Raw genomic sequence first — 26964 nt, forward strand, 5'->3', positions numbered from 1 at the left:
TCGTTGTCTTGACGGTGTGGGAACGAAAGCGTCGCGGGGCGGGGCGCCGTCAGGCGGCCTCGCGCTGCGGCAGGCGGTACAGGCGCCGGAAGGCGCGGCCCTCGGCGTCGAACAGGTGGCAGTGCGACGGCGGGATGCCCAGCTTCAGCCGGTCGCCGGCGATCGCGGTCGAGCCGCCACCGAGTTCGCAGGTCATGGCCTCGTCGACACCGGCGCAGCTGACGTAGCCGTGCGTCTGGCTGCCCAGCGACTCGACGAAGGTCAGCTCGACCTCGATCGTGTTGTGCTCCGCGCCGAGCTCGAAGTGCTCGGGGCGCACGCCCAGCGTCACCTTGTCGCCCGGGCGTGCGGCGGCGGCGTCGACCTCGGCGCGCAGCACGGCGCCGGAAGGCAGGCGCACGCTGGCGCCGCTGGCGTCGGCCGAGACGATCTCGCCGCTGATGAAGTTCATCTTCGGCGAGCCGATGAAGCCGGCGACGAAGAGGTTCACCGGGTACTCGTAGAGCTCCAGCGGCGCGCCGACCTGCTCGACCTTGCCGGTGGACAGCACGACGATGCGGTTGGCCAGCGTCATCGCCTCGACCTGGTCGTGCGTGACGTAGACCATCGTCGTCTTCAGGCTCTCGTGCAGCTTGGCGAACTCGTAGCGCATGCGCACGCGCAGCGCGGCGTCCAGGTTGGACAGCGGCTCGTCGAAGAGGAAGACCTCGGGCTTGCGCACGATCGCGCGGCCGATCGCCACACGCTGGCGCTGGCCGCCGGACAGCGCCTTGGGCTTGCGGTCCAGCAGGTGCTCGATGTTGAGGATCTTCGCCGCGCCGTGCACCGCGCGGTCGATCTCGTCCTTCGGCATCTTGGCCAGCTTCAGGCCGAAGGCCATGTTGTCGTACAGCGTCATGTGCGGGTACAGCGCGTACGACTGGAAGACCATCGCGATGCCGCGCTCGGCCGGCGGCACGTCGTTGACGACGCGTCCGCCGATGCGCAACTCGCCCGACGTGATGTCTTCCAGCCCGGCGATCACGCGCAGCAGCGTGGACTTGCCGCAGCCCGAGGGCCCGACGAAGACCATGAACTCGCCGTCGTGGATCTCCAGATTGATGTCGTGAAGCACTTTCGTCTCGCCGAAAGCCTTGTTCACGTTCGTCAACCGGACGTCTGCCACCTCTCGCACCTCCGCCATCGCGCCCCGGATCGGGCTCGACCACCACGACCCTTGCGCTCCTGGCGCATGCCGATGTAGAGAATATACATCGGTGTACCTCGATGAAACCGGGTTTACTCTATTGGTTGGCTTTGTCAATCGTTGCGAATCAAGGACTTAGCGTGATACCCCGCGGGCTGATGTAGGATTGTTACGGCGGCTCGCCCTCGGCCGTGTCGCGGCGGCGCCATGCCGCCCGGGGCCGCGGGGTGCGACACTGGCCGTCTCCAGACATGAGGAGCTTGTCGATGCGTGCGTTCCCGTCCGGCGCCTGGCGCCCGGTGTCCTGCGCGGCCGTGCTGGCCTGCGCCGCCTCGATCGCGTTCGCCCAGGCGCCCGGTGGGCGCAGCGAGCGTTTTCTGCGCGACAGCAGCGCCGACCGCGTGGTGTCGACGGTGCTGGCGGCGACCCACGACTACGTGCGCATCGAGCGCGCCGAACCCGGTGCGGCGCCGTCGCTGCACCCGGCCGTCGTGCCCTCGGAGCAGCTGCGGGCCCTGCTCGTGCCGCTGCGCAACGCCGTCAAGGACGACGAGCTGTTCACCGCCGACGAGCTCGACGTGCTCGCGCCGGCGCTGGCCAAGGCGCTGGCCCAGGCCGAGCCCGGGCAGGACGTCGCGTTCGCGGTCACCGGGCGTCACGGCGGTTTCGGGCCGCTGGTGCCGCGCACCGTGACCACCGGGCGCGTGTTCCGCAGCGCCGACGGCCTGCAGCTGATCGCCGGCATGGTCTGGGCGCCGTTCGAGAGCCAGTACCTGGCGACCGGCGTGCGCGTCGCGTTCGAGCCCGGCCGCCGCGCGGCGCCGGTCGACGCCGGCGTGCGCATCGCCGCGCCCAACGGCCGCAGCGTGCGTGCCGACTGGGTGTCGCTGCTGGTGGCGCCTGCCGCGGCGCCGGCCCCCCGGGCTGCGACGCCGGCTCCCGCTGCGGCCGCACCGGTGGCGCCCGCGGCGGCCGGCGCCGCCGTCCCGCCGGCGGCCGCCCCGGCCCCGGCGCCGCAGCGTCCGCGTGACGCGGGCTTCTACGAGGATCAGGAGCAGCGGCTGCGCACCCTCAAGCGTCTGCACGACAACGGCCTCATCACCGACGAGGAGTACCGGCAGAAGCGCTACGAGGTGCTGCAGCAGCTCTGAGGCCGGACGCAGGGCGCCGGGAGGCGTTCTGCGCCTGCCGAAGGGCAGAGCGCGATTGCACGCGCGAGGGCTGAGAGCGCCGCGGCCGGCATGTGCCGGCCGCCGCCCGCGCCGGTTCAGCGCACGTCGAACACACGCACCGAGCGCGCGGCCATCGTGATCGAGGCCTCGCCGCCGGCGCTGGCCGTGGTGTCGCCGCCGCCGCTCGGGTACAGGCTGCCCAGCGTCGCGCTGGCCGGCAGGCCGGTGACCGTGGCGGTGGCGCTGCTCGTGCCGTAGTTCAGCACCACCAGCGTGCGCTCGCCGCCTTGCGTGCGCTGGAAGCTCAGCAGCGTGCCGCTGGCCTGCGGCTGCAGGTAGTCGCCGGCCGAGATCGACGGCCGCTCGCCGCGCAGCGCCAGCATCGCCTTGTAGAACGCGAGCAGCGAGTCCGGGTCGGCGGCCTGGGCCTGCACGTTTTGCGTCGCGGCGTTGGCCGAGCGTGCCCGGTACGGCGTGCCGGTCGTGAAGCCGCCGGCGGCCGTCCAGCTCATCGGCGTGCGCAGCTTGGGGTCGCCTTCCAGCGTCGAGGCGCCGGCCATGCCGATCTCCTCGCCGTAGTAGACGAAGGGCACGCCCGGCTGCAGCAGGTAGGTGGCCGCGGCGAGCTTGTACTGCGCGACGTTGCCGCCGAACTGGTCCCAGGGGCGCTGGCCGGCGAAGCTGTCGTGGTTGGACAGGAAGGTCGCCGCCCCGGCCGGCGCCGTGACCGGGTAGGCGGCGACGGCGGCGACGGCCGCCGTGTCGCCCTTGGCCGCGGCGATCAGCTGGCCCTGGTAGCCGAAGGCGAAGGCGCTGCCGCAGCTGGCGGCGTAACCGGCCGGGTCGCTCGGGCCTTCGCAGACCATGTAGCGGCGGCTGTAGCCGCCGACGAGGTCGCGCACCCCGGCCATCAGCACGTGGTTCTGCGGCTGATTCTCCCAGGCTGCCGGGCCGTTCTCGACCAGGTTGCCGACGGCGTCGAAGCGGAAGCCGTCGACCCCCAGGTTCAGCCAGAAGCGCAGGTTGTCGTGGTGCCAGGCCACGACCGCCGTGTTCTGCAGGTTGAAGTCGGGCATCTGGTCCCAGAACGGCGCGAAATACCAGCTGCCGTTGGCCGAGCGCCAGGGGTCGCCGCCGTAGATGTTCCAGCCGGCCGGACGCGAGCTCTGCCAGACGTACCAGTCGCGGAAGGTGTTGGTGCTGCCGGCACGCGAGTTCACGAAGGCCGGGTGCTGGGCGGCGCTGTGGTTCATCACGTAGTCGACGATGACGCCCAGGCCGCGCGCGTGCGCGGCGGCGACCAGCGCCTCGAGGTCCGCGACGCTGCCGTAGTCGCGCTCGATCGCGCGGTAGTCCTTGACCGCGTAGCCGTGGTCGCCGTCCTGGCTGGCGGTGACCGGCATCAGCCAGATGCCGCCGACGCCGAGCGCCTGCAGGTAGTCCAGGCGCGAGATCAGGCCCTGCAGGTCGCCCTTGCCGTCGCCGTCGCTGTCCTGGTAGCCGCGCACGAAGACCTGGGCGATGCCGCGGCGCTGCCAGCCTTCGGCCAGCGGGCTGCCGGGGTCGGCGGCGGTGACGCTGCTGGTGTCGACGTCGGGCAGCGGGGCGTCGCCGCCTCCGCCGCCGCCGCCACAGGCGACGAGCAGGGCGGCCGCGGCGGCGACGGCGGGCAGGCGGAAGGCGCGGAGGGGCGTGGACATGATTCGGACGAGCAATGGTGGTGTGTCGGACTGTAGTCCTGCTACACCGCCGCTTCACCAACTTCGTCGGCGAACCCGTGCGACCCAGGTGGGTTGGCGCTCTGGCGGCCCTGGTGTTTTCCCCGACGTCGGTGGCGGCGTGTATTTATGCAACATGCCGTGGTCACCGGCGGCAGCGGCGCCGTGCCGCGGGCCCGGCACGGCCGGCGGCCAAGGCCTATGATGCGCGCCCCTTTTGCCCGCCCCCGACACCGCCACCGATGGCCGAAGCTCCCGCCACGCTCAACCCCGCCCAGCTCGCCGCCGTCCATCACCTGGAAGGCCCGTGCCTGGTGCTGGCCGGCGCCGGCTCGGGCAAGACGCGGGTCATCGTGCACAAGATCGCGCGCCTGCTGCAGGCCGGGCTGGAGCCGCGCCAGATCGCGGCCATCACGTTCACGAACAAGGCCGCCGCCGAAATGCGCGAGCGTGCCAAGCAGATCGTCGGCGGCCGCGCCGCCAAGGATCTGGCGATCAGCACCTTCCACTCGCTGGGCGTGCGCATGCTGAAGACCGACGGCTCGCGCCTCGGCCTGAAGGAGCAGTTCTCGATCTTCGACAGCGACGACGTGCTGGGCGTGCTGCGCGAGGCCGGCGGCTGCAACGACAACGCGGTGGCGCGCAGCTGGCAGTGGACGATCAGCCTCTGGAAGAACCAGGGCCTGGACAGCGATGCCGCGGCGCGCGCCGCCGCCGACGAGGACCAGCGCGTCGCCGCGGTCGTGATGAAGCGCTACGAGGAGCGGCTGGCCGCGTTCCAGGCGGTGGACTTCGACGACCTGATCTCGCTGCCGCTGAAGCTGCTGGCGCGTGATGCCGAGGCGCGCGAGAAGTGGCAATCGACCTTCCGCCACATCCTCGTCGACGAGTACCAGGACACCAACGCCGTGCAGTACGAGCTGCTGAAGGCGCTGGTCGGCGAGCACACGCCGTTCACCGCGGTGGGCGACGACGACCAGAGCATCTACGGCTGGCGCGGCGCGACGATCGAGAACCTGAAGCGCCTGCCGCAGGACTTCCCGCGGCTGAAGGTCATCCCGCTGGAGCAGAACTACCGCTCCACCGGCAACATCCTGCGCGCCGCCAACAACGTCATCGCCCAGAACCCGAAGATCTACGAGAAGAAGCTCTGGAGCGAGTTCGGCGACGGCGAGCCGGTGCGGCTGCTGGAGTGCGACAGCGAGGAGCACGAGGCCGAACGCGCCGTCGCGCGCATCCAGGCGCTGCGCGGCGCCGACGCGCGCATCGCCTGGGCCGACTTCGCGATCCTCTACCGCGCCAACCACCAGGCCCGCATCCTCGAGCAGAAGCTGCGTCAGGCGCAGATCCCGTACAAGGTCTCGGGCGGCCAGAGCTGGTTCGACCGCGCCGAGATCAAGGACCTCTGCGCCTGGCTGCGCCTGCTGGTGAATCCCGACGACGACCCGGCCTTCCTGCGTGCCGTGACGACGCCCAAACGCGGCATCGGCCACCAGACGCTGGCCTCGCTGGGCGAGTTCGCCGGCAAGTGGAAGGTCAGCCTGTTCGAGGCGCTGTTCTCGCCGACGCTGAAGACCGCGCTGAAGGGCAAGGCGATCGACTCGTTGCACGAGTTCGGCCGCTACGTGAACGCGCTGGAGGAGCGCGCGCGCCACACGCGCGGCGGCGAGGAGGCGCGCAAGCTGATGCTGGAGTTCCTCACCGACATCGGCTACGAGCGCCACCTGCACGACGGCGAGGAGAGCGAGAAGATCGCCGCCTCGCGCTGGAGCAACGTCGTCGATTTCGTCGACTGGATCGCGCGCCGCGCCGGCGGCGACGAGGACCGGCCCGAGCAGACGGTGCTGGAGGTGGCGCAGACGATCGCCGTCATCATCAGCCTGGCCGAACGCAGCGAGGACCAGGACGTCGTCACGCTGTCGACGCTGCACGCCTCCAAGGGCCTGGAGTGGCCGCACGTCGTGCTGGCCGGCGTCAACGAAGGCCTGCTGCCGTTCCGCGCCGGCGAGGAGGAGATGACGCCCGAGCGCCTGGAAGAGGAGCGCCGGCTGATGTACGTCGGCATCACGCGCGCCCGGCGCACGCTGGTCGTCAGCACGCTGCGCCGGCGCAAGAAGGGGCGCGAGCTCGTCGCCGCAGTGCCCAGCCGCTTCATCGCCGAGATGAAGCTCAACGAGTCCACCGGCCGCGAGGATCCGCGCGAACGCCTGGCCAAGCTGCGCGCCGCGCTCGCGGCCAAGGCCTCGGCGCCGGCGCCGAGCGCTGACTCCTAGACGCCCAGCTCCTTCAGCAGCGGCCGCACCCAGGTGTCGAGGTCGGCGGCGCGCAGCGCGCCGATGCGGCGCAAGCGCACGCGACCGGCGGCGTCGACGACGAAGGTCGCCGGCACGCCCGGCAGCCGCCAGGGCGCGGCCAGCGCGCCGTCGGCGTCCTCGAGCACGATGCCGTACGGGTTGCCCTGGCGCGCCAGCCAGCCGCGTGCGGCGTCGCGGCGGTCCTGGTGGGCGACGCCGACCATCGTCAGCCGGCGCTCGGCCGCCAGTGTCACGAGCAGCGGATGCTCGTCGCGGCACGGTGCGCACCACGAGGCCCAGAAGTTCAGCAGCCAGGGCCGGCCGGCGAGCGTGGCCGAGGACCACGCGGCCGCCGGATCGTCCAGCCGCGGCCCGGCCAGCGGTGGCGCCGGTTCGTCGACGAGCGGCGACACCCCGGCGGGGCCGAAGCGGCGCATCAGCTCGCCGGCGCCGACGGCCAGCACCGCCACGCCGGCGGCTCCGAGCACCACCCGGCGCCGCGTCACGCTCACATGCCCTTGAACAGGCCGTTGTAGCTGCGGCTGACTTCCAGCTTCTGCGGGTGGCCGCGCACGCTGACGATCTGGCGGCCGCGGAAGTCGCGCGTGACGCCCGAGATCGCGTTGACGTTGACCAGCGCGCTGCGGTGGATCTGCCAGAAGCGCTGCGGGTCGAGCTCGTCGACCAGCTCCTTGATCGGCTTCCTGATCAGCGCCTCGACCTGCGCCGTCTGCACGCGCGTGTACTTCTCGTCGCTGACGAAGAACAGCACGTCCTGCACCGGGATCATCTGGATCGCGTTGCCGACGCCGGCCTGGATCCACTCGAGGTAACGCGGTGCGGCCGCCGGGTTCGGCTGGGCGGCCAGCCGGTGCAGCAGCTGCTGCATGTTCGGCCCGGTCGGGGCCTCGTCGCCGTCGCCGCGGCGCGCCGCCAGGCGCTTGCGCAGCCGCTCGACGGTGAGCTGCAGGCGCTCGCGCTCGGCGGGCTTGAGCACGTAGTCGGCGACACCCTGCTCGAAGGCCTCGACCGCGTACTGGTCGTAGGCGGTGATGAAGACGATCTCCGGCAGCGGCTCGTCGTCGTCGCCGCCGTCGCGCGGCGGCAGCTGGGCGATCTGGCGCGCCGCGTCGACGCCGGTCAGCCCCGGCATGCGGATGTCGAGGAAGACGATGTCCGGGCGGTGCTGGCCGACGAGCTCGACGGCTTCGAGGCCGTTGCGCGCCTCGGCGACGATCTCGAGTTCGGGCCAGACCTCGGCCAGGCGGGCGCGGAGCTGGTCGCGCATCAGGCGCTCGTCGTCGGCGAGCACGGCGCGCACGGGGGCGTTGTCGTTCATCGTGGGTTCCTGACGGGGTTCAGGCCGTGGCGGCGGCGGCCGTCGCCGCGCCTTCGACCGGGCGGTACGGTACCGTGATCGTGACCACCGTGCCGCCGGGCTGGTTCTCGGTGATCGCCAGCGTGGCCTTGCCGCCGTAGAGCATCTGCAGGCGTTCGCGCACGTTGGCCAGGCCGACGCCGGTGCCGGCGGTCGCGGCCTTGCCGAAGCCCAGGCCGGTGTCGGCCACCGTCACCTGCAGCTTGCCGTGCACGACCTGGGCGCGCACCGTCAGCGAGCCGCCTTCGGGCTTGGGCTCCAGGCCGTGCTTGATCGCGTTCTCGACCAGGGTCTGGATCATCATCGGCGGGAACTCGGCCGACAGCAGGCCGTCGGGCACGTCGACCACCGTGGCCAGGCGTTCCTCCATGCGCACCTTCAGGATCTCCAGGTAGGGGCGGATGACGGCGATCTCGCGGCCGAGCTCGCGCACGCCGCCGTCGCTGGTCTCGCGCATCGTCGGCATGCTGGCGCGCAGCAGCGCGATCAGGTTCTTCTGCATCTGGCTGGCGCGCTGCGGGTCGGTCTCGATCAGGTGGTCGATCGAGGCCAGCGTGTTGAACAGGAAGTGCGGCTCGACCTGGGCCTGCATCGCCGCCATGCGCGCCTCGACGACCTGGCGGCGCAGCGCCTCGGCCTCGGCGGTCTCGGTGGCCTGTGCGGCCTTGGCCTCGGCCTGGATGCGGCCCTTGTAGGTCGCCTTGATCAGCGCCGAGCCCATGATCCACAGCAGTGCCAGGTCGCTGAGAAAGTCGCCCCAGTGGATGCGGCGCACGCGGCGGCCGCCGCTGTCGATGACGACGTCCTCCTCGGCCGCCGCCTCGCGCGCGGCGGCGGCAGCTTCGCGTGCGGCTTCGGCGGCGTCGCGGGCGGCCTGCTTCTGGTCCTCGATGGCCTCGCGGATCGCGTCGCGCGCTTCCTGGATCGCCTCGCGGATGGCTTCGCGGTCGACGTTGGCCGGCACGTTGATCGTGATGCCGTCGTCGGCCGTCGACGCGGCGTTCTGCGCGATCTCGGCCGCCGAGGCCGCGGCCGACGCCGCCTGGGCGGCCGGCTCGGCGTCCTTGGGCGTGATACGGATGCCGTGTTCGTCGATGCGGATGTCCAGCGACCCGCCGGTGCCTGCGGAGGCGCCGGAGGCCGGCTGCGGCGGCGCTGCGACCACCGGCGGCGCGGGCGGCGCCGGCGGCTCGACCGGCTTGCGCGCCGGGCGGGCCGGCCGGTCGTTCTCGATCGTCTCGGTGACCGTCCAGCGGAACGGCGGCATCTCCTCGAGGATGGAGGCGGCCACCAGCAGCAGGATGGACAGCACGACGAAACGCTTCCAGCTGATGCCGACCAGCCAGTTCGCGTAGACGTGGAAGGCGCGAACGGTCTGGTCGCGCAGCCGCGCCCAGTCGATGTCGTCTTGATAGCGGTAGGCGGAACTCATGGTGATCGGGGCGCGCCGTGGGCGATGGGAGCACTGTACGCAGGCACCGTCGTGGTGCCACCGTCGGGCGACGCGCTGCAGCCGAGGGCGACAGGATGCGGCGATGTCCGACAAGACGAAGGGGAACTTTTACCCCGCGCCGGCCTTCTGTAGCGCAGATGCTCGCTCCAGCCACCCGATGCCGCCGATGTCCTGCGTATTCCTCCGCCACCGAGACGCTTCCCGCAAGCGGTGTCTCGGTGTCGGCGGCTCGGGTGTGAGCATGCACTCACCTGCGCCTTGGGGGCTGTCGGCCGATTGTGCGGAACCAACCGCGCCGGGGGCGGTCTTCCGTGGGACGGCCAGACGCCGCCCGAGGGCGCCGCAGGCCGTCCGGGGCGCGTGCCGTGCCCCGGTACCCGAGCAGGTGCTCGAAGAAGATCCTTCGAGAAAAGCGAAGCTTGCTGATTCAAATATCGCATTTACACGAAGTGAATGCGGCCCTAGATTCTCCGTCGGACCCAAGAAAGGAAACCTGCCATGCGCATGAGCACCCGCACCCGATTCGCGGTCAACGCCCTCGTCGACCTCGGCCTGCGCCAGCAGGCCGGCCCCGTGGCCCTGGCGGCCATCTGCGGCCGGCTGCAGGTGTCGCTGTCGTACATGGAGCAGGTGTTCGCCCGCCTGCGTCGCCAGGGGCTCGTCGAGAGCACGCGCGGCCCGGGCGGCGGCTACACGCTCGGCCGCCGCGCCGACGCGATCACGATCGCCGACGTCGTCTCCGCGGTCGAGGACCGTCCGGCGCCGGCCGCCGAGGTCACGCCCGGCCAGGCGCTGTGGTCCGAACTCGACGCGGTGATGATGCAGCACATGTCCGGCATCACGCTGGAGTCGCTGCTCGAGGAGCAGCGTGCCAAGGGTGTCGACATCGACGTCACGCCGCGCCGCCGCGCGCTGGCGATGCCGCGTCCGGCGCCGCGTGCGGTGACGACGCGCGCGCCGAACTCGGTGTTCGCCTTCGCGCGTTCGCTGGCCGACTGACCGTTCGACAGGCGGCGGGGTTCGCCCCGCCGCCCGGCCTCAGCGGTACAGCAGCTGCGGCAGCCACAGCCCGATCGCCGGGAAGGCGTAGAGCAGCGCGATGGCGATGATCTGGATCCCCATGAACGGCAGCATGCCGGCGAAGATCTGGTTCAGCGTCACGTGCGGCGGGCTGACCCCCTTCAGGTAGAACGCGGCCATCGCCACCGGCGGCGACAGGAAGGCGGTCTGCAGGTTCAGCGCGACCAGCAGCCCGAAGAACAGCGGGTCCACCCCGAAGTGGTCCAGCAGCGGCACGAAGATGGGCATGAAGATCACGATGATCTCGGTCCACTCCAGAGGCCAGCCGAGGATGAAGATCAGCACCTGCGACAGCAGCAGGAACTCGGTCTTCGTCAGGTTCATCGACAGCACCCACTGCTCGACCAGCTCCTGCCCGCCCAGCAGCGCGAAGGCTGACGAGAAGATCGCCGAGCCGACGAACAGCCAGCACACCATCGCGCTGGTCTTGGCCGTCAGGAACACGCTCTCCTTGACGACGTTGAAGGTCAGCTGACGGTAGGCCGCGGCGAGCACGAAGCCGCCGAGCGCGCCGACGGCCGCGGCCTCGGTCGGCGTCGCCAGGCCGAAGACGATCGAGCCCAGCACCGCCATGATCAGCGCCATCAGCGGGAAGAACGAGCTCAGCAGCATCTTGAAGATCTCGAGCCGCTGGAAGCTGAGCAGCGCGTAGAAGGCCAGCAGCGCCACCGCGCCGGTGCCGACGCCGATCCAGTAGCCGCGTGGGGCGCTGCGGGCCTGCGCTTCGGCAGGTGGCGCCGCGGCCGCCGCGGCGGCGGTCGCCGGGTCCGCGGGCGGCGCGGCCTCCGCGCCCGGCGGCTCGCCCAGCGCCTCGGCACCGGGCGGCTCGGACAGATCGGCGCTGCCGGGCGGCTCCTCCAGGCCGCCGGCCGGCGGCTCGGCGAGACCGCCGGCGTCGCCCGCCGCGCCGAGTTCGGTCAGGCCCTCGATCGCCGGCGCCGGGCCTGCTGCCGGCGCGGTCACGACCCGGTGCGCGCCGACGGCGACGAGCGCGAACACCAGCGCCGGCAGCAGCACGACCGCGAGCTGGCGCAGCAGATGGCCGGTCGGCACGTCGGCGTTGCGCCGGCCCTTGAGTGCCTGCAGCAGCGCCGGCAGCGCACGCTGCGCGCCTTCGGCGAAACGCGCGGTGGCCAGCGGCAGCCGCACCGTGCGCAGCTCGGGCGCCAGCGGCGGCGCCCAACCCGGCTTGATGAGCGCGACGCCGATGACGAACAGCACGTACAGCCCGGCCAGCATCAGCCCCGGGAAGAAGGCGCCGGCGTAGAGCTGCACCACCGACACGCCGGCGGTCGCGCCGTAGACGATCAGCATCACCGACGGCGGGATCAGGATGCCCAGGCAGCCGCCGGCGGTGATCGCTCCGGCCGACAGGCGGATGTCGTAGCCGCTCTTGAGCATCTGCGGCAGCGCCAGCAGCCCCATCAGCGTGACGACGGCGCCGACGATGCCGGTGGCGGTGGCGAAGATCGCGCAGGTGAACAGCGTCGCCACCGCCAGCGAGCCCGGTACCCGCGCCATCGCCAGGTGCAGACTCTTGAACAGCTTCTCGATCAGGTTGGCGCGTTCGACCAGATAGCCCATGAAGACGAACAACGGGATCGAGATCAGCACGTCGTTGCTCATCACCTTGAACGCCGACTGCACCATCAGGTCCAGCGTCTTGCCGGTGTCGCGCTCGTAGGCCAGCCAGGTGAAGATCATCCCCATGCCCATCAGCGTGAACGCCGTGGGGAAGCCGAGCATGATCGCGACGACGATCAGCGCCAGCATCAGCAGCCCGATGTGGCCGTTGGTGATGGTCTCGGCACGCCCGAGCACGACGGCGATGCCGGCCAGGATCAGCGCCATCAGCGTGAAGCCGAACCACAGTTCCTTGCGCAGCTTCACTCAGCGCTCCTTCGCTTGCACGTAGCGGTCCAGCGCGGCGATGTCCTCGTCCTTCACGTGCACCATCGCCTTCAGCTTGTCGACGTCGACCTCCTCGACGTCCTCGCCGCGCGAGGGCCAGCGGCCGTCGCGCAGGCACAGCACGCAGCGCGCGATCTCCACCGCGCCCTGCAGCAGCAGCAGCGCGCCGGCCAGCGGGATGACGAACTTGAACGGATACAGCGGCAGCGGCGTCGCCGAGAAGGTCTTCTCGCGGATCGCCCAGGACTCCATCGCGTAGGTCCAGCCGGCCCAGGTCAGCGCGACGATGCCGGGCAGGAAGAACAGCAGGTACAGCACGAGGTCGACGGCGGCCTGCGTGCGCGGGCGGAAGAAGCCGTAGAGCACGTCGCCGCGCACGTGGTTGTTCTTGGCCAGCGTGTAGGCGCCGGCCATCATGAACAGCGCGCCGTAGAGCATGATCTGGCCGTTGAGCGCCCAGTCGTGCGGTTCGTTGAGCACGTAGCGCGAGAACACCTCGGCGCTGATGCCGAAGGTCAGCAGCACGATGGTCCAGGCGAACAACTGGCCCATCCAGGTGGACAGGCGGTCCACCGCGAGCAGCAAGGATTGCATCGACTCCCTCGGGAGGGGCGGTCGCGAGGACCGAGAGACCGAAGAAAAGGCCACCGGGGCCGCCGGTGGCCTGGCTGGGGGAAGGCCGGCCGCGTCAGCCGCGCGCGAAGTAGTGGTTCCAGGCCATCTTCATGTCGACGCCGTAGTCCTTCTGCCAGGCGCCGGCGCGTTGCGCGAAGGTGCGCTGGCTCTCGATGACACGCTTGAAGAACGGGTTCTCGGCCGACTTCTTCTCGACCACCTTGTCGTAGGCGGCGAGCTGGGCGCGCAGGATCGCGTCGGGCGTCTTGTAGAACTTGACGCCGTCCTTGGTCTTCAGCTCGATGTAGTCCTTGGAGTTGCGGTCGATCGCCTTCCAGCTCATGTCCGAGCTGGAGGCCTCGACGGCGTGCTCGATGATCTTCTTCATGTCCGCCGGCAGGCCGTTGTACTTGGCGCCGTTGAACAGGATCTCGAACTGCTCGCTGCTCTGGTGGAAGCTCTGCAGCATGCAGACCTTGCTGACGTCGGGGAAGCCGAGCACGCGGTCGGAGCTGGCGTTGTTGAACTCGGCGCCGTCGATCAGGCCGCGGTCCAGCGCCGGCACGATCTCGCCGCCGGGCAGCGGGTTGACCGCCGCGCCCATCTCGGTGAAGACGTCGACGGCGATGCCGACGGTGCGGAACTTGACGCCCTTCAGGTCCTCGACACGTGCGATCGGCTTCTTGAACCAGCCCAGCGGCTGCGTCGGCATCGGCCCGTACAGGAACGAGCGCACGTCCATGTTCAGGCTCTTGTAGATCTCGGCCAGCAGCGCGTCGCCGCCGCCGTACTTGTGCCAGGCCAGCAGCATGTTGGCGTCCATGCCGAAAGACGGGCCCGAGCCCCACAGCGCCAGCGCGGTGTTCTTGCCGTAGTGGTAGGCCATGACGCCGTGGCCGCCGTCGAGCGTGCCCTTGGCGACGGCTTCGAGCAGCTGGAAGGCCGGCACGACGGCGCCGGCGGGCAGCACCTCGATCTTCAGCCGGTTGCCGGCCATGTCGTTGACCTTCTTCGCGAAGTCCTGGGCGTACTCGTGGAAGATGTCCTTGGCCGGCCAGGTGCTCTGGAAGCGCAGCGTGACGGTCTGCGCGGTGGCGACCATCGGTGCGGCCAGCGCGCCGGCACCGGCGGCGCCGGCGGCGGCGTTCTTCAGGAATCGGCGGCGGCGGGGGGCCGGCGGGGAGGCGTCGTGCATGAAGGGTCTCCTGGACATCGCCCGTCTGCTGCGGGCGGCTGGACGACTATTCAGGCCGGCTTGATCGCGGGCAACCCGGTGTAACCCCCTGTTCCCCGCGCCCGCGCGTGTCGCGAAACGGAACAGGGCCGCACGCGGCGGCCCTGTGTCGGCGGGACGCGGCGAGCCTTACTGGCGCACGGCTTCCACCTGGATCTGCATCTCGACCTCGTCGGCGAAGCCGTACTCGAGGCCGTAGTTCACGCCCCACAGGCTGCGCTTGATCGTGGTCTCGAAGTCGCCGCCGCAGACCTCGCGCTTGAGCATCGGGTTCTGGTAGCAGTTGAAGCGTTCGGCCTCCAGCGTCACCGGGTGCGTCTTGCCGAGCATCGTCAGCGAGCCGTGGACCTTCTCCACCTTGTCGCCCTTGAACTCGAAGCGGTCGGCGACGAAACGCGCCGTCGGGTACTGGTCGGTGCTGAAGAAGTCGCTGCCGCGCAGGTGCTTGTCCATCGCCGCGACACCGCTGTTGACGCCGGCCATGTCCAGCGTGATGTCGACCTTGCCGGCCTTGGCCGCGCGGTCGATCGTGACGCTGCCCTCCTTGACCGGGAAGCGACCGCGGTTGGTGCTGGTCGCGAAGTGGCCGATCTCGTAGAAGGCGGCGGCGTGGGTCGCGTCGACCTTGTAGGTCACGGGCTCGGCCTGGGCGGCGAAGGCGGCGGCGGCGAGCAGTGCGGCGGTGGCGAAGGTCTTCATCGGGACTCCTGGTTGCAGGTGGGGAAAACGCAAGCTCACAGCGGCGCCAGGCCGGTGAGCGCGAGCTTGAAGCGGATCTGCACGTCGTCGGCGAGCATCGAGGTGTCGGCCCATTCGCCGTCGCCGACCTTGAAGGCCAGGCGCTTGATCTTCAGCGTGCCGGTGGCGGTGCTGGTGCCGCCGGCCTGCGTGACCTGCACCGGCACGACGACGTCCTGCGACGCACCCTTGATCGTCAGCTTGCCGGCGACCTGGAAGCGCCCGCCGCCGGCGGCGCTGATGCGCGTCGACTGGAAGCTGGCCTGCGGGAACTTGGCCGTCGACAGCCACACCGGCTTGCCGATCTCGCCGTCGAGCTCGGGCGTGCCGAAACGGGCGCTGCCGGTGTCGATCGTCAGCACGACCTTGCCGGTCTCGGGCTTCTTCGGGTCAAGCGCGACCTGGGCCGAGAACTTGCCGAACCGGCCTTCGACCGGCACGCCCATCGGCGTCGTCGTGAAGGCGATCTCGCTGGCGGCCGGCACCAGCGTCGCGGGGGTCTGGGCCTTCACGGCCCAGGGTGTGGCCAGCAGCGCGGCGGCCAGGGCCAGCGGCGCGGTGGTGCGGGAGAGCAGGGAGGAGGACATCGTGGGTCTTTCTCGGGTGATGGGTCAGCGGCGGCCGAAGCGCATGCGCTCGAGCAGGCCGTCGCGGTCGATGAACTGGTGCTTGACCGCGGCGGCGACGTGCAGCACGACGACGGTGGCCAGCGTGTAGGCCAGCAGGCCGTGCAGCGGCTTGATGGTCTCGGCGAAGGCGCGGTCGGCGGCGACGAAGTCGGGCAGCGGCAGCACGCCGAAGAGCACGATCGGGAAGCCGGCGGCCGAGCTGTAGGCCCAGCCCGACAGCGGCACGGCGAAGAACAGCGCGTACAGCGCCCAGTGCACGGCGTGCGCCGCACGCTGCTGCCAGGCCGGGCCCGGCAGGTCGGCCGGCGGGCGGTGCGCCAGGCGCCACAGCAGGCGCAGCGCCGAGGCCGCGAGGATCAGCACGCCGGCCCACTTGTGCCAGTTGTAGAGCTTCAGCCGCGTCGGCGACAGCGGCAGGTCGGCCATGTAAACGCCGACGCAGAAGGCGCCGACGATGGCCAGGGCCAGCAGCCAGTGGAAGGCGACGGCGACGGCGTCGTAGCGGGCGGGGTGCGTCATGGCCGGCAGTATTCCGGCCGGCCCCCGCGCGACGGTTCAACGGATTTGATCGCCCCGGTGAGCCCAGGTGAAAGCGCCCGGTCGCTGCCGGGCCTTGACGGCGCCTAGCCGGACAGCCCGACGACCAGCGGTTGCAGCCGCGCCAGCGTGGCCTCGTCGTCGACGAGGCCGTGGCGCACCGCGAAGTCCAGCGTCACCAGCGCCGCGTCGACCGTCATCGCCGCGGTGGCGGCCAGCGCCAGCGCGGCCTCGACGTCCAGCAGGCGGAAGGCGTGCACCTCGCCGTCCTGGTTGCAGGGCACGACGCCGGCCGGCAGCTCGAGGTCCCAGCCGTGGATCAGCTCGTGCTGCAGGCCTTCGGGGATGTCGCGCGCGGTGCGCAGCACGCGGCCGGGGCGGCGGGCCGCCATCAGCGCGGGCGTGAGGCCGGCTTCCTCCCAGGCTTCGCGCACCAGCGTCTCTTCGGGCGTCTGGCCGATCGGCACGCCGCCGCCGATCAGGTTGTCGTGCAGCCCGGGGTCGGTGGACTTGGTGAACGAACGCTGCGCGACCCACAGCGCCGCCGGGCGGCCGTCGGGCCCGGCGACCCAGCCGGTGGCGTGCGCCCCGAGCGTCAGCGTGCCCCAGTAGCGCGCCGCGGCGCGCTCGAAGTGCGCCAGAACGGTCAGCGTCGCCGGGTCGTAGAGCGGGAACAGCTCGTCGCGCCAGCCGCGCAGCCGGCCGGCGTCGCGCAAGGCGGCATTGACGCGCGCCAGCGCGGCGTCGCGTTCTTCGGGCGCGACGGCGAGCACGACGCCGTCGTCTTGCACCTGCAGTTCGTCGAAGGCGGCCAGCGCGGCCAGTTCGTTTGCCGCGACCGCGCCGACGACGAGGTCGCCGACGATGAACGGCACTCGCCGCAGGTCGGCGCGCATCGCGGCGCCGAGTGCGTACCAGGTCGATGGCGCCGGGGCTTTCATGCGCCCCAGTCTATCGGGCGCTGGCGGCCACCTGCGTGACCGGCGCGGGGGTGTTGCTGCGCCAGCGCGCCAGCAGCGCCTCCCAGCGCGGGCGCACCGCGGCGAGGTGGCGTTCCTTCACGTGGCCGTAGCCGCGGATGTCTTCCGGCAGGCGCGCGATCTCCAGCGCCAGCGGCAGCCGCGCCGCGTCCAGCCCGGCGAGGATCTCCTCGATCGTGGCGCGGTAGTCGGCGATCAGCCGGCGCTCGACGACACGCTCGGGGTTGCGGCCGAAGGGGTCGAGCGCCGTGCCGCGCAGGCGCTTGAGGCGCGCCAGCAGCGGGAAGACGTGGTGCAGCCAGGGCCCGTAGCGGCGCTTGACGAGCTCGCCGCGTTCGTTGCGCGACGCGAACATCGGCGGCGCCAGGTGGTGCACGAGCTTGATGTCGCCTTCGAACATCGTGTCCAGCCTGGCGTGGAACGCCGGGTCGCTGTGCAGCCGCGCGACCTCGTACTCGTCCTTGTAGGCCATCAGCTTGAAGAGGTAGCGCGCGACGGCTTCGGCGAGCTTGCTGCTGCCCAGCGGCCGCTCGGCCTCTCGCACACGCTCGACGAAGGCGCGGTAGTCGGCGGCGTAGGCCGCGTCCTGGTAGCCGACGAGGAAGTCGGCGCGGCGCGCGACGATCTCGTCCAGCGAGGGCCGGCGCACGATGTCGATGACCTGGCGCGCGGCGGTCAGCGACTGCACGGCGGCGAGGTCGTGGGCGCAGCGCCGGCCCCATTCGAAGGCCGCCTGGTTCTTCTGCACCTGCACGCCGTTGAGCTCGATCGCGCGCATCAGCGCCGCACGCGACAGCGGGATGCGGCCCATCTGCCAGGCGTAGCCCAGCAGCAGCGGGTTGGTGTAGATCGTCTCGCCGAGCAGGCGCTCGGCGGCCTGCTCGGCGTCGAAGGCGCCGAGCGCGGCGTCGCCGACGCTGGCACGCAGCGCGGCCTCGCAGGCGCCGGCGGGCGACTGCCAGTCGGGGTTGCCCATCAGCGCCGCGGTCGGCGTGCCGTGGGTGTTCAGCACGACGGCGCTGCGGCCCGGGGCCAGCGTCGCCAGCGTCGACTTCGACGCGGCGACGATCGCGTCGCAGGCGATCAGCAGGTCGGCCTTGGCGGTGTCGACCTTGCTCGTGCGCAGCAGTTCCGGGTGTTCGGCGATCTGCACATGGCTCCAGGCGGCGCCGCCCTTTTGCGCCAGGCCGCCGGCGTCCTGCGTGATGACGGCCTTGCCTTCCAGGTGCGCGGCCATGCCCAGCAGCTGGCCGAGGGTGATGACGCCGGTGCCGCCGATGCCGGCGACGAGGATGCCCCAGGCCTGTTCGGCCGAAGGCAGCACCGGCTCGGGCACCGCGGGCAACGCGTCCAGCGTCGGCCGCGCCTGCGGCGCCGGCTTGCGCAGCGTGCCGCCCTGCACGGTGACGAAGCTCGGGCAGAAGCCCTTCACGCAGGAGAAGTCCTTGTTGCAGGTGTTCTGGTTGATGCGGCGCTTGCGGCCGAACTCGGTCTCCAGCGGCTCGACCGACAGGCAGTTGCTCTGCACGCTGCAGTCGCCGCAGCCTTCGCAGACCAGTTCGTTGATGACGACCCGCGAGTCCGGCTCGGCCATCGTGCCGCGCTTGCGGCGGCGGCGCTTCTCGGTGGCGCAGGTCTGGTCGTAGACGATGACCGTCGTGCCGCGCAGCGTGCGGAACTCGCGCTGCAGCCGGTCGAGCTCGTCACGGTGGTGCACCGTGACACCCGGCTCGAGCAGCACGCCGCTGTACTTGGCCGGCTCGTCGGTGACGACGACGAGCCTGGCCACGCCTTCGCTGACCAGGCTCTTGACGATCTGCGGCACCGAATGGCCTTCGGGGCGTTCGCCGACACGCTGGCCGCCGGTCATCGCGACGGCGTCGTTGTAGAGCAGCTTGTAGGTGATGTTGACGCCGGCGGCGATGCTCTGGCGCACCGCCAGGATGCCGCTGTGGAAGTAGGTGCCGTCGCCGAGGTTGGCGAAGACGTGGCCGTCCTTGGAGAACGGCGCCTGGCCGACCCAGGCGACACCTTCGCCGCCCATCTGCGAGAAGGTCGTCGTCGCGCGGTCCATCCAGGTCGCCATGTAGTGGCAGCCGATGCCGGCCAGCGCGCGGCTGCCTTCGGGCACGCGGGTGCTGGTGTTGTGCGGGCAGCCGCTGCAGAACCACGGCGGGCGCGCGCCGGCGTCGGGGCCGGCGGCGGCGAGTTCACGTTCGCGCCGGTCGACCACGGCCAGCCAGGCGTCCATGCGCGCGGCCACGTCGGCCGGCACGCCGAGTTTCTTCAGCCGCCGGGCGATGGCGCGCGCGATGATCGCCGGCGTCAGGTCGGCCTTGGCGCGCAGCAGCCAGTTCTCGCTCGGGTTGGGCCGGCTCCATTCGCCGCCGCTGTCGTCGCCTTCGGGCTCGTCGAACTTGCCGAGCACGTTGGGGCGCACGTCGGGGCGCCAGTTGTAGAGCTCCTCCTTCAGCTGGTACTCGATGATCTGGCGCTTCTCCTCGACGACGAGGATCTCCTGCAGCCCTTCGGCGAAGGCGCGCGTGGTCGTCGCCTCCAGCGGCCAGACCACCGCCACCTTGTGCAGCCGGATGCCGAGTGCGCGGCAGACGGCATCGTCCAGGCCCAGGTCGGCCAGCGCCTGGCGGGTGTCGTTCCAGGCCTTGCCGCTGGCGATGATGCCGAAGCGGTCGTGCGCGCCGCGCACGACGTCGTGGTTCAGCCGGTTGGCGCGCACGTAGGCCAGCGCGGCATACCACTTGTGGTCCATCAGCCGCGCTTCCTGCTCCAGCGGCGTGTCGGGCCAGCGGATGTGCAGGCCGCCGGGCGGCATCGCGAAGTCCTCGGGCAGCACGATGCGCACGCGGCCCGGGTCGATGTCGACGGTGGTGCTGCTCTCGACGATGTCCTGGATCGTCTTCATCGCCGTCCACAAGCCGCTGAAGCGGCTCATCGCGATCGCGTGCAGCCCCAGGTCCAGGATCTCCTGCACGCTGGCCGGGAAGAACACCGGCAGCCCGCAGGCCTTGAAGATGTGGTCGCTCTGGTGCGCCGCGGTCGAGCTCTTGGCGACGTGGTCGTCGCCGGCGATCGCGACGACGCCGCCGTGACGCGCGGTGCCGGCCATGTTGGCGTGCTTGAAGACGTCGGAGCAGCGGTCCACGCCCGGGCCCTTGCCGTACCAGAGGCCGAACACGCCGTCGAACTTCTTCGCCTCGGGGAACAGGTCGAGCTGCTGCGTGCCCCAGACCGCGGTGGCGCCGAGCTCCTCGTTGACGCCGGGCTGGAAGACGATGTTCTGCGCCTCCAGGTGCGGTTTCGCCGCCCACAGCGCCTGGTCGTAGCCGCCCAGCGGGCTGCCGCGGTAGCCGCTGATGAAGCCGGCGGTGTTCAGCCCGGCGAGCTCGTCGCGGCGGCGCTGCAGCATCGGCAGCCGCACCAGCGCCTGCACGCCGCTCATGAAGGCGCGGCCGGACGCCAGCGCGTACTTGTCGTCCAGCGACACGCGGGCCAGCGCCTCGCGGACCGCATCGCTCATCGGTGCGTTCATCTCGTCTCCTGCCGGCCTCTGGCGGACCGATGGTCGCGGACCAGTGTAGGCAGCAGGGTTCGCCCTGTCTTTCCGGGTCTTGCCGCGTCGGCGACGATTTGGGCAATCTGGTTTCGCCAATCGGTCAGTAGGAGAAAGAGTCGTGCTCAAAGCCGCCGTTTCAGGGAAAACCACGAGCGGCGAGACCGAGCCCGCCGACGCCTCGCGCCAGGGCCTGGACCGCCACGACCTCGCGATCCTGGCGGCGCTGCAGCACGACGCGCGCCTGTCCAACGCCGAGCTGGCGACACGCATCGGCCTGTCGCCGGCGCCGACCTGGCGGCGCGTTCGCCGGCTCGAGCAGCAGGGCTACATCACCGGCTACCGCGCCGAGATCGACCGCCGCCGCGTCGGCCTGGGCGTGCTGGCCTTCGTGCGCATCGACGCCGAGCGCAACAACGCCGAGGCGACGCAGGCGCTGGAGCAGGCGCTGGCGGCGCTGCCCGAGGTCGTGGCCTGCCACTACATCAGCGGCGCCGGCACCTTCGAGCTGCACGTCGTCGCCACCGACCTCGACGCCTTCTCGCGCTGGACGATGCAGACGCTGTTCAAGCTGCCCAACGTGAAGGACCTGCACACCAGCTTCTCGCTCGGCGAGGTGAAGGCCGGTGCGGCGCTGCCGCTGTCGCACCTGCTGTCGCGGCTCTGAGCCCGCGCGGACGCGCGAGTGCGATACCCTCGGGGGCTGACGTCATTCCTCGAGGATCCTGCGGCCGATGCGTCTGCTCGATGCACTGCTGACACCCGACCCGGTCCGCCGGGCGCGGCTGCTGCAGTCGCTGCTGGCGATGTCGACGATGTGCGCCGGCATCGCCGCGATGCACTACTTCGTCTGGATCGGCGTCGCCTCGGCCACCGGCGTCGCGGTCTGGACGGCGGTCGCCTTCGCCGGCATGGCCGCGCTGTACGCGGCGATCCGCAGCGGCTGGAGCGAGCGCCTCGCCGACCCCTCGCTGTCGGTGCTGCAGATGGACTTCGCGATCGCCTGCAGCGCCGCCGCCTACGCGCTGCTCGGCCCCGGCCGCGGCGGCGTGTTCCCGGTCGTGATGGTCATCCTGATGTACGGCATGTTCAAGTCGACGATGCGCCAGATGGCCGGGGTCTGCGTCTTCGGCGTGGCCGTGCTCGGCGCGACGATGGCCGCGATGGCGCTGGCCGACCCGGCGCGCTACCCGCCGGCCATCGAGCTGGGCCACTTCCTGATGGTGGCGACGATGATGCCGGCGGCCTCGATCCTCGCCGCGCGGCTGTCGCGGCTGCGCCAGATCTCGCGTGAGCAGAAGGAGGAACTGAGCGCCGCGCTCGAGCGCATCCGCCAGCTCGCCACGCGTGACGAGCTCACCGGGCTGATCAACCGCCGCCACATGGTCGAGCTGATGGAGCAGGAGCACCAGCGCTGCATCCGCTCGGGCCACACCTTCTGCATCGCGATGCTGCAGATCGACGACTTCGCCGCCGAGGCGCGTGCGCTCGGCGACGGCGGCGAGACGCGGCTGCTGCGCGGCATCGCCCAGGAGGCGGCGCACCGCGTGCGCGTCGCCGACGTGCTGGCCCATTGGGAAGATGCCCGCTTCATGCTGTTGATGTCGGACACGCGTGCGTCGCTGGCGCGCGCCGGACTGGACCGTCTGCGCGAGGCCGTGGCCGGTGCGCGTGTGCTCACCGAGGCGCCGCTGCTGCGCTTCAGCCTCTCGGCGGGGCTCGCCGAACACCATGCGGGAGAGACCGTCGAGCAGACCATCGCACGCGCCGAGCAGGCGCTGCAGGACGCGCTGCGCCAGGGCGAGAGCCGGGTGGTCGTCGCGTGACGGCGGGGGCGGGGCACGGCGGCCTGCCCGGCCGCCACCTGCTGCTGGCGCTGGCCGTCGTCGCGGTCTGGGGCACCAACTTCGTCGTCATCAAGCTGGCACTGGCGACGCTGCCGCCGCTGCTGTTCGCGGTGCTGCGTTTCGCCTTCGTGCTGCTGCCCGCGGCCTTCTTCATCCGCCGGCCGCCGGTGCCCTGGCGCCATCTGGCGGCCTACGGCGTGCTGATCGGCGCCGGCCAGTTCGGCCTGCTCTACGTCGCGATGCGCGGCCACATCGCGCCGGGGCTGGCGTCGCTGGTCGTGCAGACCCAGGTGTTCTTCACGATCGGGCTGGCGATCGTGCTCGCCGGCGAACGCGTGCGCCTGTTCCAGTGGGGCGCGCTGGCGCTGGCGGTGGCCGGCATCGGTGTCATCGCCTGGCACACCGACGCGCAGACGACACCGTTCGGGCTGGCGCTGGTGCTCTGCGCCGCGGCCTCGTGGGCCGGCGGCAACCTCGTCGCGCGCCACAGCGGCAAGGTCGACATGCTGGGCTACGTCGTCTGGTCCAGCCTGTTCGCGCTGCCGCCGCTGGCGGCGCTGTCGCTGTGGCTCGAAGGGCCGACGCTGATCCTGCAGTCGCTGGCCCACGCCGATGCCGGCGCCTGGGCGGCGGTGGCCTGGCAGTCGGTCGGCAACTCGCTGTTCGGCTACGCCGCCTGGGGCTGGCTGCTGGCGCGCCACCCGGCGGCCACCGTCGTGCCGATGGCGCTGCTGGTGCCGGTGTTCGGCATGGGCGCCTCGGCGCTGCTGCTGGCCGAGCCGCTGCCGGGCTGGAAGCTGGCGGCGGCGGCGCTGGTGATGTCGGGGCTGGCGCTGAACCTGTTCTGGCCGCGGCTGCGCGAACGCCTGGCGCGCGGCTGAAGAACTACTGCGGCCGCAGCCCTCGCGGCCACAGCACCCACAGCCTCAGCGGCTGCTTCATGCGCCCGGCCTGGGCCTCGGCTTCCTCGCCCCAGCCCCAGAAGTAGTCGGCGCGCACCGCGCCGACGATCGCGCTGCCGGTGTCCTGGGCGACGACGAGGCGGCGCAGCGGCGTCGCCGACAGCGGCTCGGTCGTGTCCAGCCAGACCGGCGTGCCGTAGGGGATGCTGCCGGCGTCGACCGCGATCGAACGCCCCGGCACCAGCGGCACGCCCTGCGCGCCGCGCGGGCCGACGCTCGGATCGGGCAGCGGTTCCTCGCGGAAGAAGACGACGCGCGGGTTGGCCCACAGCATCTCCTGCACCCGCTGCGGGTTGCGCCGCGCCCAGGCGCGGATCGCCGGCCAGGAGGCGGTGTCCAGCGTCAGCTCGCCGCGCTCGACCAGCCAGCGGCCGACCGACTTGTAGGGCTGCTCGTTGTGGCCGGCGAAGGCCAGGCGCACCAGGCGGCGGCTGCCGTCGGCCTCGGTCAGCGCCAGCCGGCCCGAGCCCTGCACCTGCAGCAGCAGCGCGTCCAGCGGGTCGGCGACCCAGGCGATCTCGCGCCCGCGCAGCGCCGCCCGGGCCGCCGGCAGCGTGTCCAGCTGCTGGCGGGTCCAGCCGGGTTTGGGCATCGCCCCGGGCGTCGGCAGGCCGTGCAGCGGCACGCGGAACGCGCCGCGCGGCTGGCGCTGGGCCTCGACCAGCGGCTCGAAGTAGCCGGTGGCCAGGCCTTCGGTCTGGCCATCGGGCGATTCGACGCGCCAGGGCTGCAGCCAGCGGGCGAGCCACTCGCGCGCCGCGCCGTCGTCGGCTGGCGGCTCCAGCATCGCGCGGGCGCAGACCTCGGCCCAGCCGCGCGCCGGCCGGCCGCAGCTGGCGCGCAGTGCCGGCCAGACCTCGGCGACACGGTCCTCGTTCCAGCCGGGCAGCTCGCCCCAGTCGGCCGGGATCCAGCGTGAACGCGGGCGTTCGACGCCGGCGTCCGGCGGCGCCGGCGGATGCGCCGGGCGGGCGTCTTCGACGGGGGCCGGCCGCTCGGGCGGCAAGGGCACGGAGGTGCAGGCGGCGAGCGCCGCGGCCGCGATCGCGGCCGCGACCCGGTGGCGCCGCGGCGCGAGAGTCCAGGGCATGGCGCCGATTGTGCGGGAGCGGCCCGCGGCACTCGCCACGCGGGGTCGCCGCCCCGCACGGCCGGTTCGCCGACACGCCGGCAAGCCTGCGTCCGACATCGGCCGGGCCGTGCCCACGGAACTCCGCCCCGCGGCCGGGGTCTCTCCTCTTCAACAAGGAGAGAGGGATGCTCGAGGACATTGCAGGTTATCTGCAGATCGAGTCGTGGCCGCTCGTGCCGCAGATGCCGTTCTGGGGCGCGCTGGCGCTCGTGGCCGGTGCGCTGCTGGGCGAGGGCGTGCGACGGGCGTTCGGCGTGCCGCGCATCATCGGCTACAGCGCCGTCGGCCTGGCCATCGGCCTCGGCGGCTGGGGCGGCGGGGTGCTGCAGGGTCCGGCGCGGCTGGTCGTCGACCTGGCGCTGGCGCTGCTGCTGTTCGAGCTGGGCAGCCGCGTGCGGCTGCGCTGGCTGCAGGCCAACCCGGCGCTGCTGGCGACCAGCGCGCTGGAGGCCTTCGCCAGCCTGGCGGCGATCTACCTGGCGCTGCGCGCCTTCGGCCAGCCGGTCAACGTCGCGCTGGCCTGCGCGACGCTGGGCACCTGCGCCTCGGGCGCGGTGATCGCACGCGTGGCCAGCGAGCTGAAGTCCGCCGGCCAGGTGACCGAACGCATGATCGTGCTGACGGCGCTGAACACGCTGCTGGCGGTGCTGGCGCACAAGCTGGTCATCGGCTGGCTGCACCTGGACGTGGCCGGCGACTGGGTGCGCGCGGTGTCGCAGCCGCTGTGGGTCTTCGGCGGCTCGGTGCTGCTGGCGGCGCTGCTGTCGCGGCTGGTCGCCTGGGTCGCGCGCCGCCTGGATCTGCGCGACGAGAACGCCGCGCTGCTGCTGCTCGGCATGATCGTGCTGGCGCTGACCATCGCCCAGCTGCTGAACCTGTCGACGCTGCTGGTGCCGCTGCTGGCCGGCGTGCTGCTGCGCAACTCGACCGAACGCCCCTGGGTCTGGCCGCGCCACTTCGGCACCGCCGGCGGGGTGCTGGTGCTGATGCTGTTCGTCGTCGTCGGCAGCGTCGTGACGCTGGACGCGGTGCTGGTCGGCGGCGGCCTGGCGATCGTGCTGCTGCTCGCGCGCGGCATCGCCAAGACGGCGTCGGTGTTCGCCTTCGCGCGCTGGAGCGGCATCGGCCTGCGCCAGGCCGCCGGGCTGTCGCTGGCGCTGACGCCGATGTCGGGCACGGTGCTGGTGCTGCTGACCGACCTGCAGCTCACGCACCCGGGCTTCGCGCCGGCGGTGGTGCCGATCGTGCTGTCGGCGATCGCCTTCATGGAGCTGCTCGGGCCGCTGGCCGTGCAGTGGGGCCTGCGCCTGGCCGGCGACCACCGCCCCGAACCCACCTGGCGTGCGCCCGAGACGGAGGTCACGGCATGAGCCTCGAGAAGTTCTCCGATTCGCGTCCGCTGACGCTGGGCGTCGAGCTCGAGCTGCAGATCGTCTCGACGCACGACTACGACCTGACGCCGGCCGCCGCCGACCTGCTGCGTGTGCTGGGCAAGCGCAAGCTGCCCGGCAGCATCGTGCCCGAGATCACCGACAGCATGATCGAGCTGTCGACCGGCATCTGCGAGGACCACGCCGACGCGCTGGCGCAGCTCACCGAGATCCGCGACGCGCTGGTGCAGGCCGCCGACAAGCTGGGCGTGGCGCTGTCGGGCGGCGGCACGCACCCGTTCCAGGACTGGAGCCAGCGGCGCATCTTCGACAAGCCGCGCTTCAAGCAGATCAGCGAGCTCTACGGCTACCTGTCCAAGCAGTTCACGATCTTCGGCCAGCACGTGCACGTCGGCTGCTCGACGGCCGACGAGGCGCTGGTGCTGCTGCACGGCCTGGGGCGCTACATCCCGCACCTGATCGCGCTGTCGGCCTCGTCGCCGTTCGTGCAGGGCACCGACACCGCGTTCCATTCGGCGCGGCTGAACTCGGTGTTCGCGTTCCCGCTGTCGGGGCGTGCGCCGTTCGTGCTGACCTGGGAGGACTTCGGCGTCTTCTTCGCCAAGATGACGCGCACCGGCGTCGTCAAGAGCATGAAGGACTTCTACTGGGACATCCGGCCCAAGCCCGAGTTCGGCACGATCGAGGTGCGGGTGCTGGACACCCCGCTGACGATCGAGAAGGCTGCGGCGATGGCCGGGCTGATCCAGTGCCTGGCGCGCTGGCTGCGCATCGAGCGCCCGTTCCAGCCGGCCGAGGACGACTACCTGCCGTACACCTTCAACCGCTTCCAGGCCTGCCGCTTCGGGCTGGACGCGCTGTACGTCGACCCCGGCAGCGGCGAGCACCGCCCGCTGCGCGAAGACCTGCAGGCGCTGCTGGTGCGGCTGGAGCCGCACGCCGCCGACCTGCGTGCCGAAGGCGCCTTGCAGTTCCTGCGCCGCGAACTCGCCGGCCACGGCAACGACGCCTGCTGGATCCGCGCGACGCAGTCACGCGAGCACCTGCTCAACGAGGTCGTGCGGCGGCAGACGCTGAGGTGGGCGGGGCGGGGGTGAGCGGCGAGGGGGCGGCGGTGCCCCCTCACGGCCGCGTCA

22 protein-coding genes are annotated in these 26964 nt (G+C 71.7%); 8 read left to right on the forward strand and 14 right to left on the reverse strand.

The annotated features are described in order from the left end of the window. Positions 1 to 49 precede the first annotated feature (49 nt). On the reverse strand, positions 50 to 1165 hold the full coding sequence (locus tag G5B56_RS05040; RefSeq protein WP_029718438.1) for an ABC transporter ATP-binding protein: 1116 nt from the start codon (positions 1163 to 1165) through the stop codon (positions 50 to 52). 287 nt (positions 1166 to 1452) lie between these two features. Here G5B56_RS05040 and G5B56_RS05045 point away from each other — a divergent pair, with 287 nt between their 5' ends. After that, the gene (locus tag G5B56_RS05045; RefSeq protein ID WP_029718439.1) at positions 1453 to 2337 is read left to right on the forward strand and encodes an SHOCT domain-containing protein; all 885 of its coding nucleotides are present in this window, start codon (positions 1453 to 1455) and stop codon (positions 2335 to 2337) included. Positions 2338 to 2453: 116 nt separating this feature from the next. Here the strand turns inward: G5B56_RS05045 and G5B56_RS05050 are convergent, their stop codons facing one another. Continuing rightward, a complete protein-coding gene (locus G5B56_RS05050) occupies positions 2454 to 4058 on the reverse strand; it encodes an alpha-amylase family glycosyl hydrolase (RefSeq protein WP_164962511.1) in 1605 nt (534 codons plus the stop codon). Between the two features lie 260 nt (positions 4059 to 4318). On the opposite strand from G5B56_RS05050, the gene G5B56_RS05055 reads away from it, so the two are divergent. Further along, entirely contained in the window at positions 4319 to 6349 is a 2031-nt protein-coding gene (locus tag G5B56_RS05055) for an ATP-dependent helicase (RefSeq protein WP_164962512.1), read from the forward strand. On the opposite strand, the gene G5B56_RS05060 is transcribed toward G5B56_RS05055, so the two are convergent. The 3 genes from G5B56_RS05060 to G5B56_RS05070 are packed head-to-tail and all read right to left on the reverse strand — an operon-like array spanning position 6346 to position 9180. Then, entirely contained in the window at positions 6346 to 6858 is a 513-nt protein-coding gene (locus G5B56_RS05060; RefSeq protein ID WP_240920664.1) for a redoxin family protein, read from the reverse strand. The genes G5B56_RS05055 and G5B56_RS05060 overlap by 4 nt on opposite strands. A gap of 20 nt (positions 6859 to 6878) precedes the next feature. After that, positions 6879 to 7709, reverse strand: coding sequence for a LytTR family DNA-binding domain-containing protein (locus G5B56_RS05065; protein ID WP_164962514.1), 831 nt, complete (start codon positions 7707 to 7709; stop codon positions 6879 to 6881). Between the two features lie 19 nt (positions 7710 to 7728). Further along, the gene (locus G5B56_RS05070; RefSeq protein ID WP_009855470.1) at positions 7729 to 9180 is read right to left on the reverse strand and encodes a sensor histidine kinase; all 1452 of its coding nucleotides are present in this window, start codon (positions 9178 to 9180) and stop codon (positions 7729 to 7731) included. 519 nt (positions 9181 to 9699) lie between these two features. Here G5B56_RS05070 and G5B56_RS05075 point away from each other — a divergent pair. Then, on the forward strand, positions 9700 to 10200 hold the full coding sequence (locus G5B56_RS05075) for an Rrf2 family transcriptional regulator (protein ID WP_009855469.1): 501 nt from the start codon (positions 9700 to 9702) through the stop codon (positions 10198 to 10200). A gap of 39 nt (positions 10201 to 10239) precedes the next feature. Here G5B56_RS05075 and G5B56_RS05080 read toward each other — a convergent pair whose 3' ends face one another. The 8 genes from G5B56_RS05080 to G5B56_RS05115 form a co-directional block, all read right to left on the reverse strand. Beyond that, positions 10240 to 12171: a TRAP transporter large permease subunit gene (locus tag G5B56_RS05080; protein WP_029718440.1), complete on the reverse strand. Its 1932-nt coding sequence runs from the start codon at positions 12169 to 12171 to the stop codon at positions 10240 to 10242. Then, positions 12172 to 12786, reverse strand: coding sequence for a TRAP transporter small permease subunit (locus tag G5B56_RS05085; RefSeq protein WP_164962515.1), 615 nt, complete (start codon positions 12784 to 12786; stop codon positions 12172 to 12174). 94 nt (positions 12787 to 12880) lie between these two features. After that, on the reverse strand, positions 12881 to 14002 hold the full coding sequence (locus G5B56_RS05090) for a TRAP transporter substrate-binding protein (protein ID WP_164962516.1): 1122 nt from the start codon (positions 14000 to 14002) through the stop codon (positions 12881 to 12883). Positions 14003 to 14170: 168 nt separating this feature from the next. Beyond that, positions 14171 to 14740: a YceI family protein gene (locus G5B56_RS05095; RefSeq protein ID WP_009858272.1), complete on the reverse strand. Its 570-nt coding sequence runs from the start codon at positions 14738 to 14740 to the stop codon at positions 14171 to 14173. A gap of 35 nt (positions 14741 to 14775) precedes the next feature. After that, positions 14776 to 15366 carry a YceI family protein gene (locus G5B56_RS05100; protein WP_164962517.1) on the reverse strand — a complete coding sequence of 197 codons (591 nt, stop codon included), beginning with the start codon at positions 15364 to 15366 and terminating at the stop codon, positions 14776 to 14778. 24 nt (positions 15367 to 15390) lie between these two features. Continuing rightward, positions 15391 to 15927: a cytochrome b gene (locus tag G5B56_RS05105; RefSeq protein ID WP_009858274.1), complete on the reverse strand. Its 537-nt coding sequence runs from the start codon at positions 15925 to 15927 to the stop codon at positions 15391 to 15393. A gap of 104 nt (positions 15928 to 16031) precedes the next feature. After that, on the reverse strand, positions 16032 to 16886 hold the full coding sequence (locus G5B56_RS05110) for an NUDIX hydrolase family protein (protein WP_164962518.1): 855 nt from the start codon (positions 16884 to 16886) through the stop codon (positions 16032 to 16034). Between the two features lie 10 nt (positions 16887 to 16896). Next, a complete protein-coding gene (locus G5B56_RS05115) occupies positions 16897 to 20475 on the reverse strand; it encodes an indolepyruvate ferredoxin oxidoreductase family protein (RefSeq protein WP_164962519.1) in 3579 nt (1192 codons plus the stop codon). A 142-nt stretch (positions 20476 to 20617) separates the two neighbouring features. Here G5B56_RS05115 and G5B56_RS05120 point away from each other — a divergent pair, with 142 nt between their 5' ends. From G5B56_RS05120 to G5B56_RS05130, 3 genes are all read left to right on the forward strand, one after another. Further along, positions 20618 to 21163 carry an Lrp/AsnC family transcriptional regulator gene (locus G5B56_RS05120; RefSeq protein WP_009858277.1) on the forward strand — a complete coding sequence of 182 codons (546 nt, stop codon included), beginning with the start codon at positions 20618 to 20620 and terminating at the stop codon, positions 21161 to 21163. A gap of 67 nt (positions 21164 to 21230) precedes the next feature. Further along, positions 21231 to 22322: a diguanylate cyclase domain-containing protein gene (locus tag G5B56_RS05125; protein ID WP_164962520.1), complete on the forward strand. Its 1092-nt coding sequence runs from the start codon at positions 21231 to 21233 to the stop codon at positions 22320 to 22322. Positions 22323 to 22345: 23 nt separating this feature from the next. After that, a complete protein-coding gene (locus tag G5B56_RS05130; RefSeq protein WP_206023488.1) occupies positions 22346 to 23224 on the forward strand; it encodes an EamA family transporter in 879 nt (292 codons plus the stop codon). 4 nt (positions 23225 to 23228) lie between these two features. Here G5B56_RS05130 and G5B56_RS05135 read toward each other — a convergent pair whose 3' ends face one another. After that, positions 23229 to 24395, reverse strand: a complete 1167-nt coding sequence (locus G5B56_RS05135) for a murein transglycosylase A (protein WP_164962522.1) — start codon at positions 24393 to 24395, stop codon at positions 23229 to 23231. A 167-nt stretch (positions 24396 to 24562) separates the two neighbouring features. Here G5B56_RS05135 and G5B56_RS05140 point away from each other — a divergent pair, with 167 nt between their 5' ends. Together G5B56_RS05140 and G5B56_RS05145 are read left to right on the forward strand one after the other, a co-directional pair. Beyond that, the gene (locus G5B56_RS05140) at positions 24563 to 25807 is read left to right on the forward strand and encodes a cation:proton antiporter (protein WP_009855877.1); all 1245 of its coding nucleotides are present in this window, start codon (positions 24563 to 24565) and stop codon (positions 25805 to 25807) included. Further along, positions 25804 to 26925 carry a YbdK family carboxylate-amine ligase gene (locus G5B56_RS05145; RefSeq protein WP_164962523.1) on the forward strand — a complete coding sequence of 374 codons (1122 nt, stop codon included), beginning with the start codon at positions 25804 to 25806 and terminating at the stop codon, positions 26923 to 26925. Before G5B56_RS05140 ends, G5B56_RS05145 begins: the two co-directional genes overlap by 4 nt. The last annotated feature ends 39 nt before the right edge of the window (positions 26926 to 26964 follow it).

Source organism: Rubrivivax sp. JA1026, from assembly GCF_011065555.1.
In the GTDB taxonomy this organism is placed as follows: domain Bacteria; phylum Pseudomonadota; class Gammaproteobacteria; order Burkholderiales; family Burkholderiaceae_C; genus Rubrivivax; species Rubrivivax benzoatilyticus.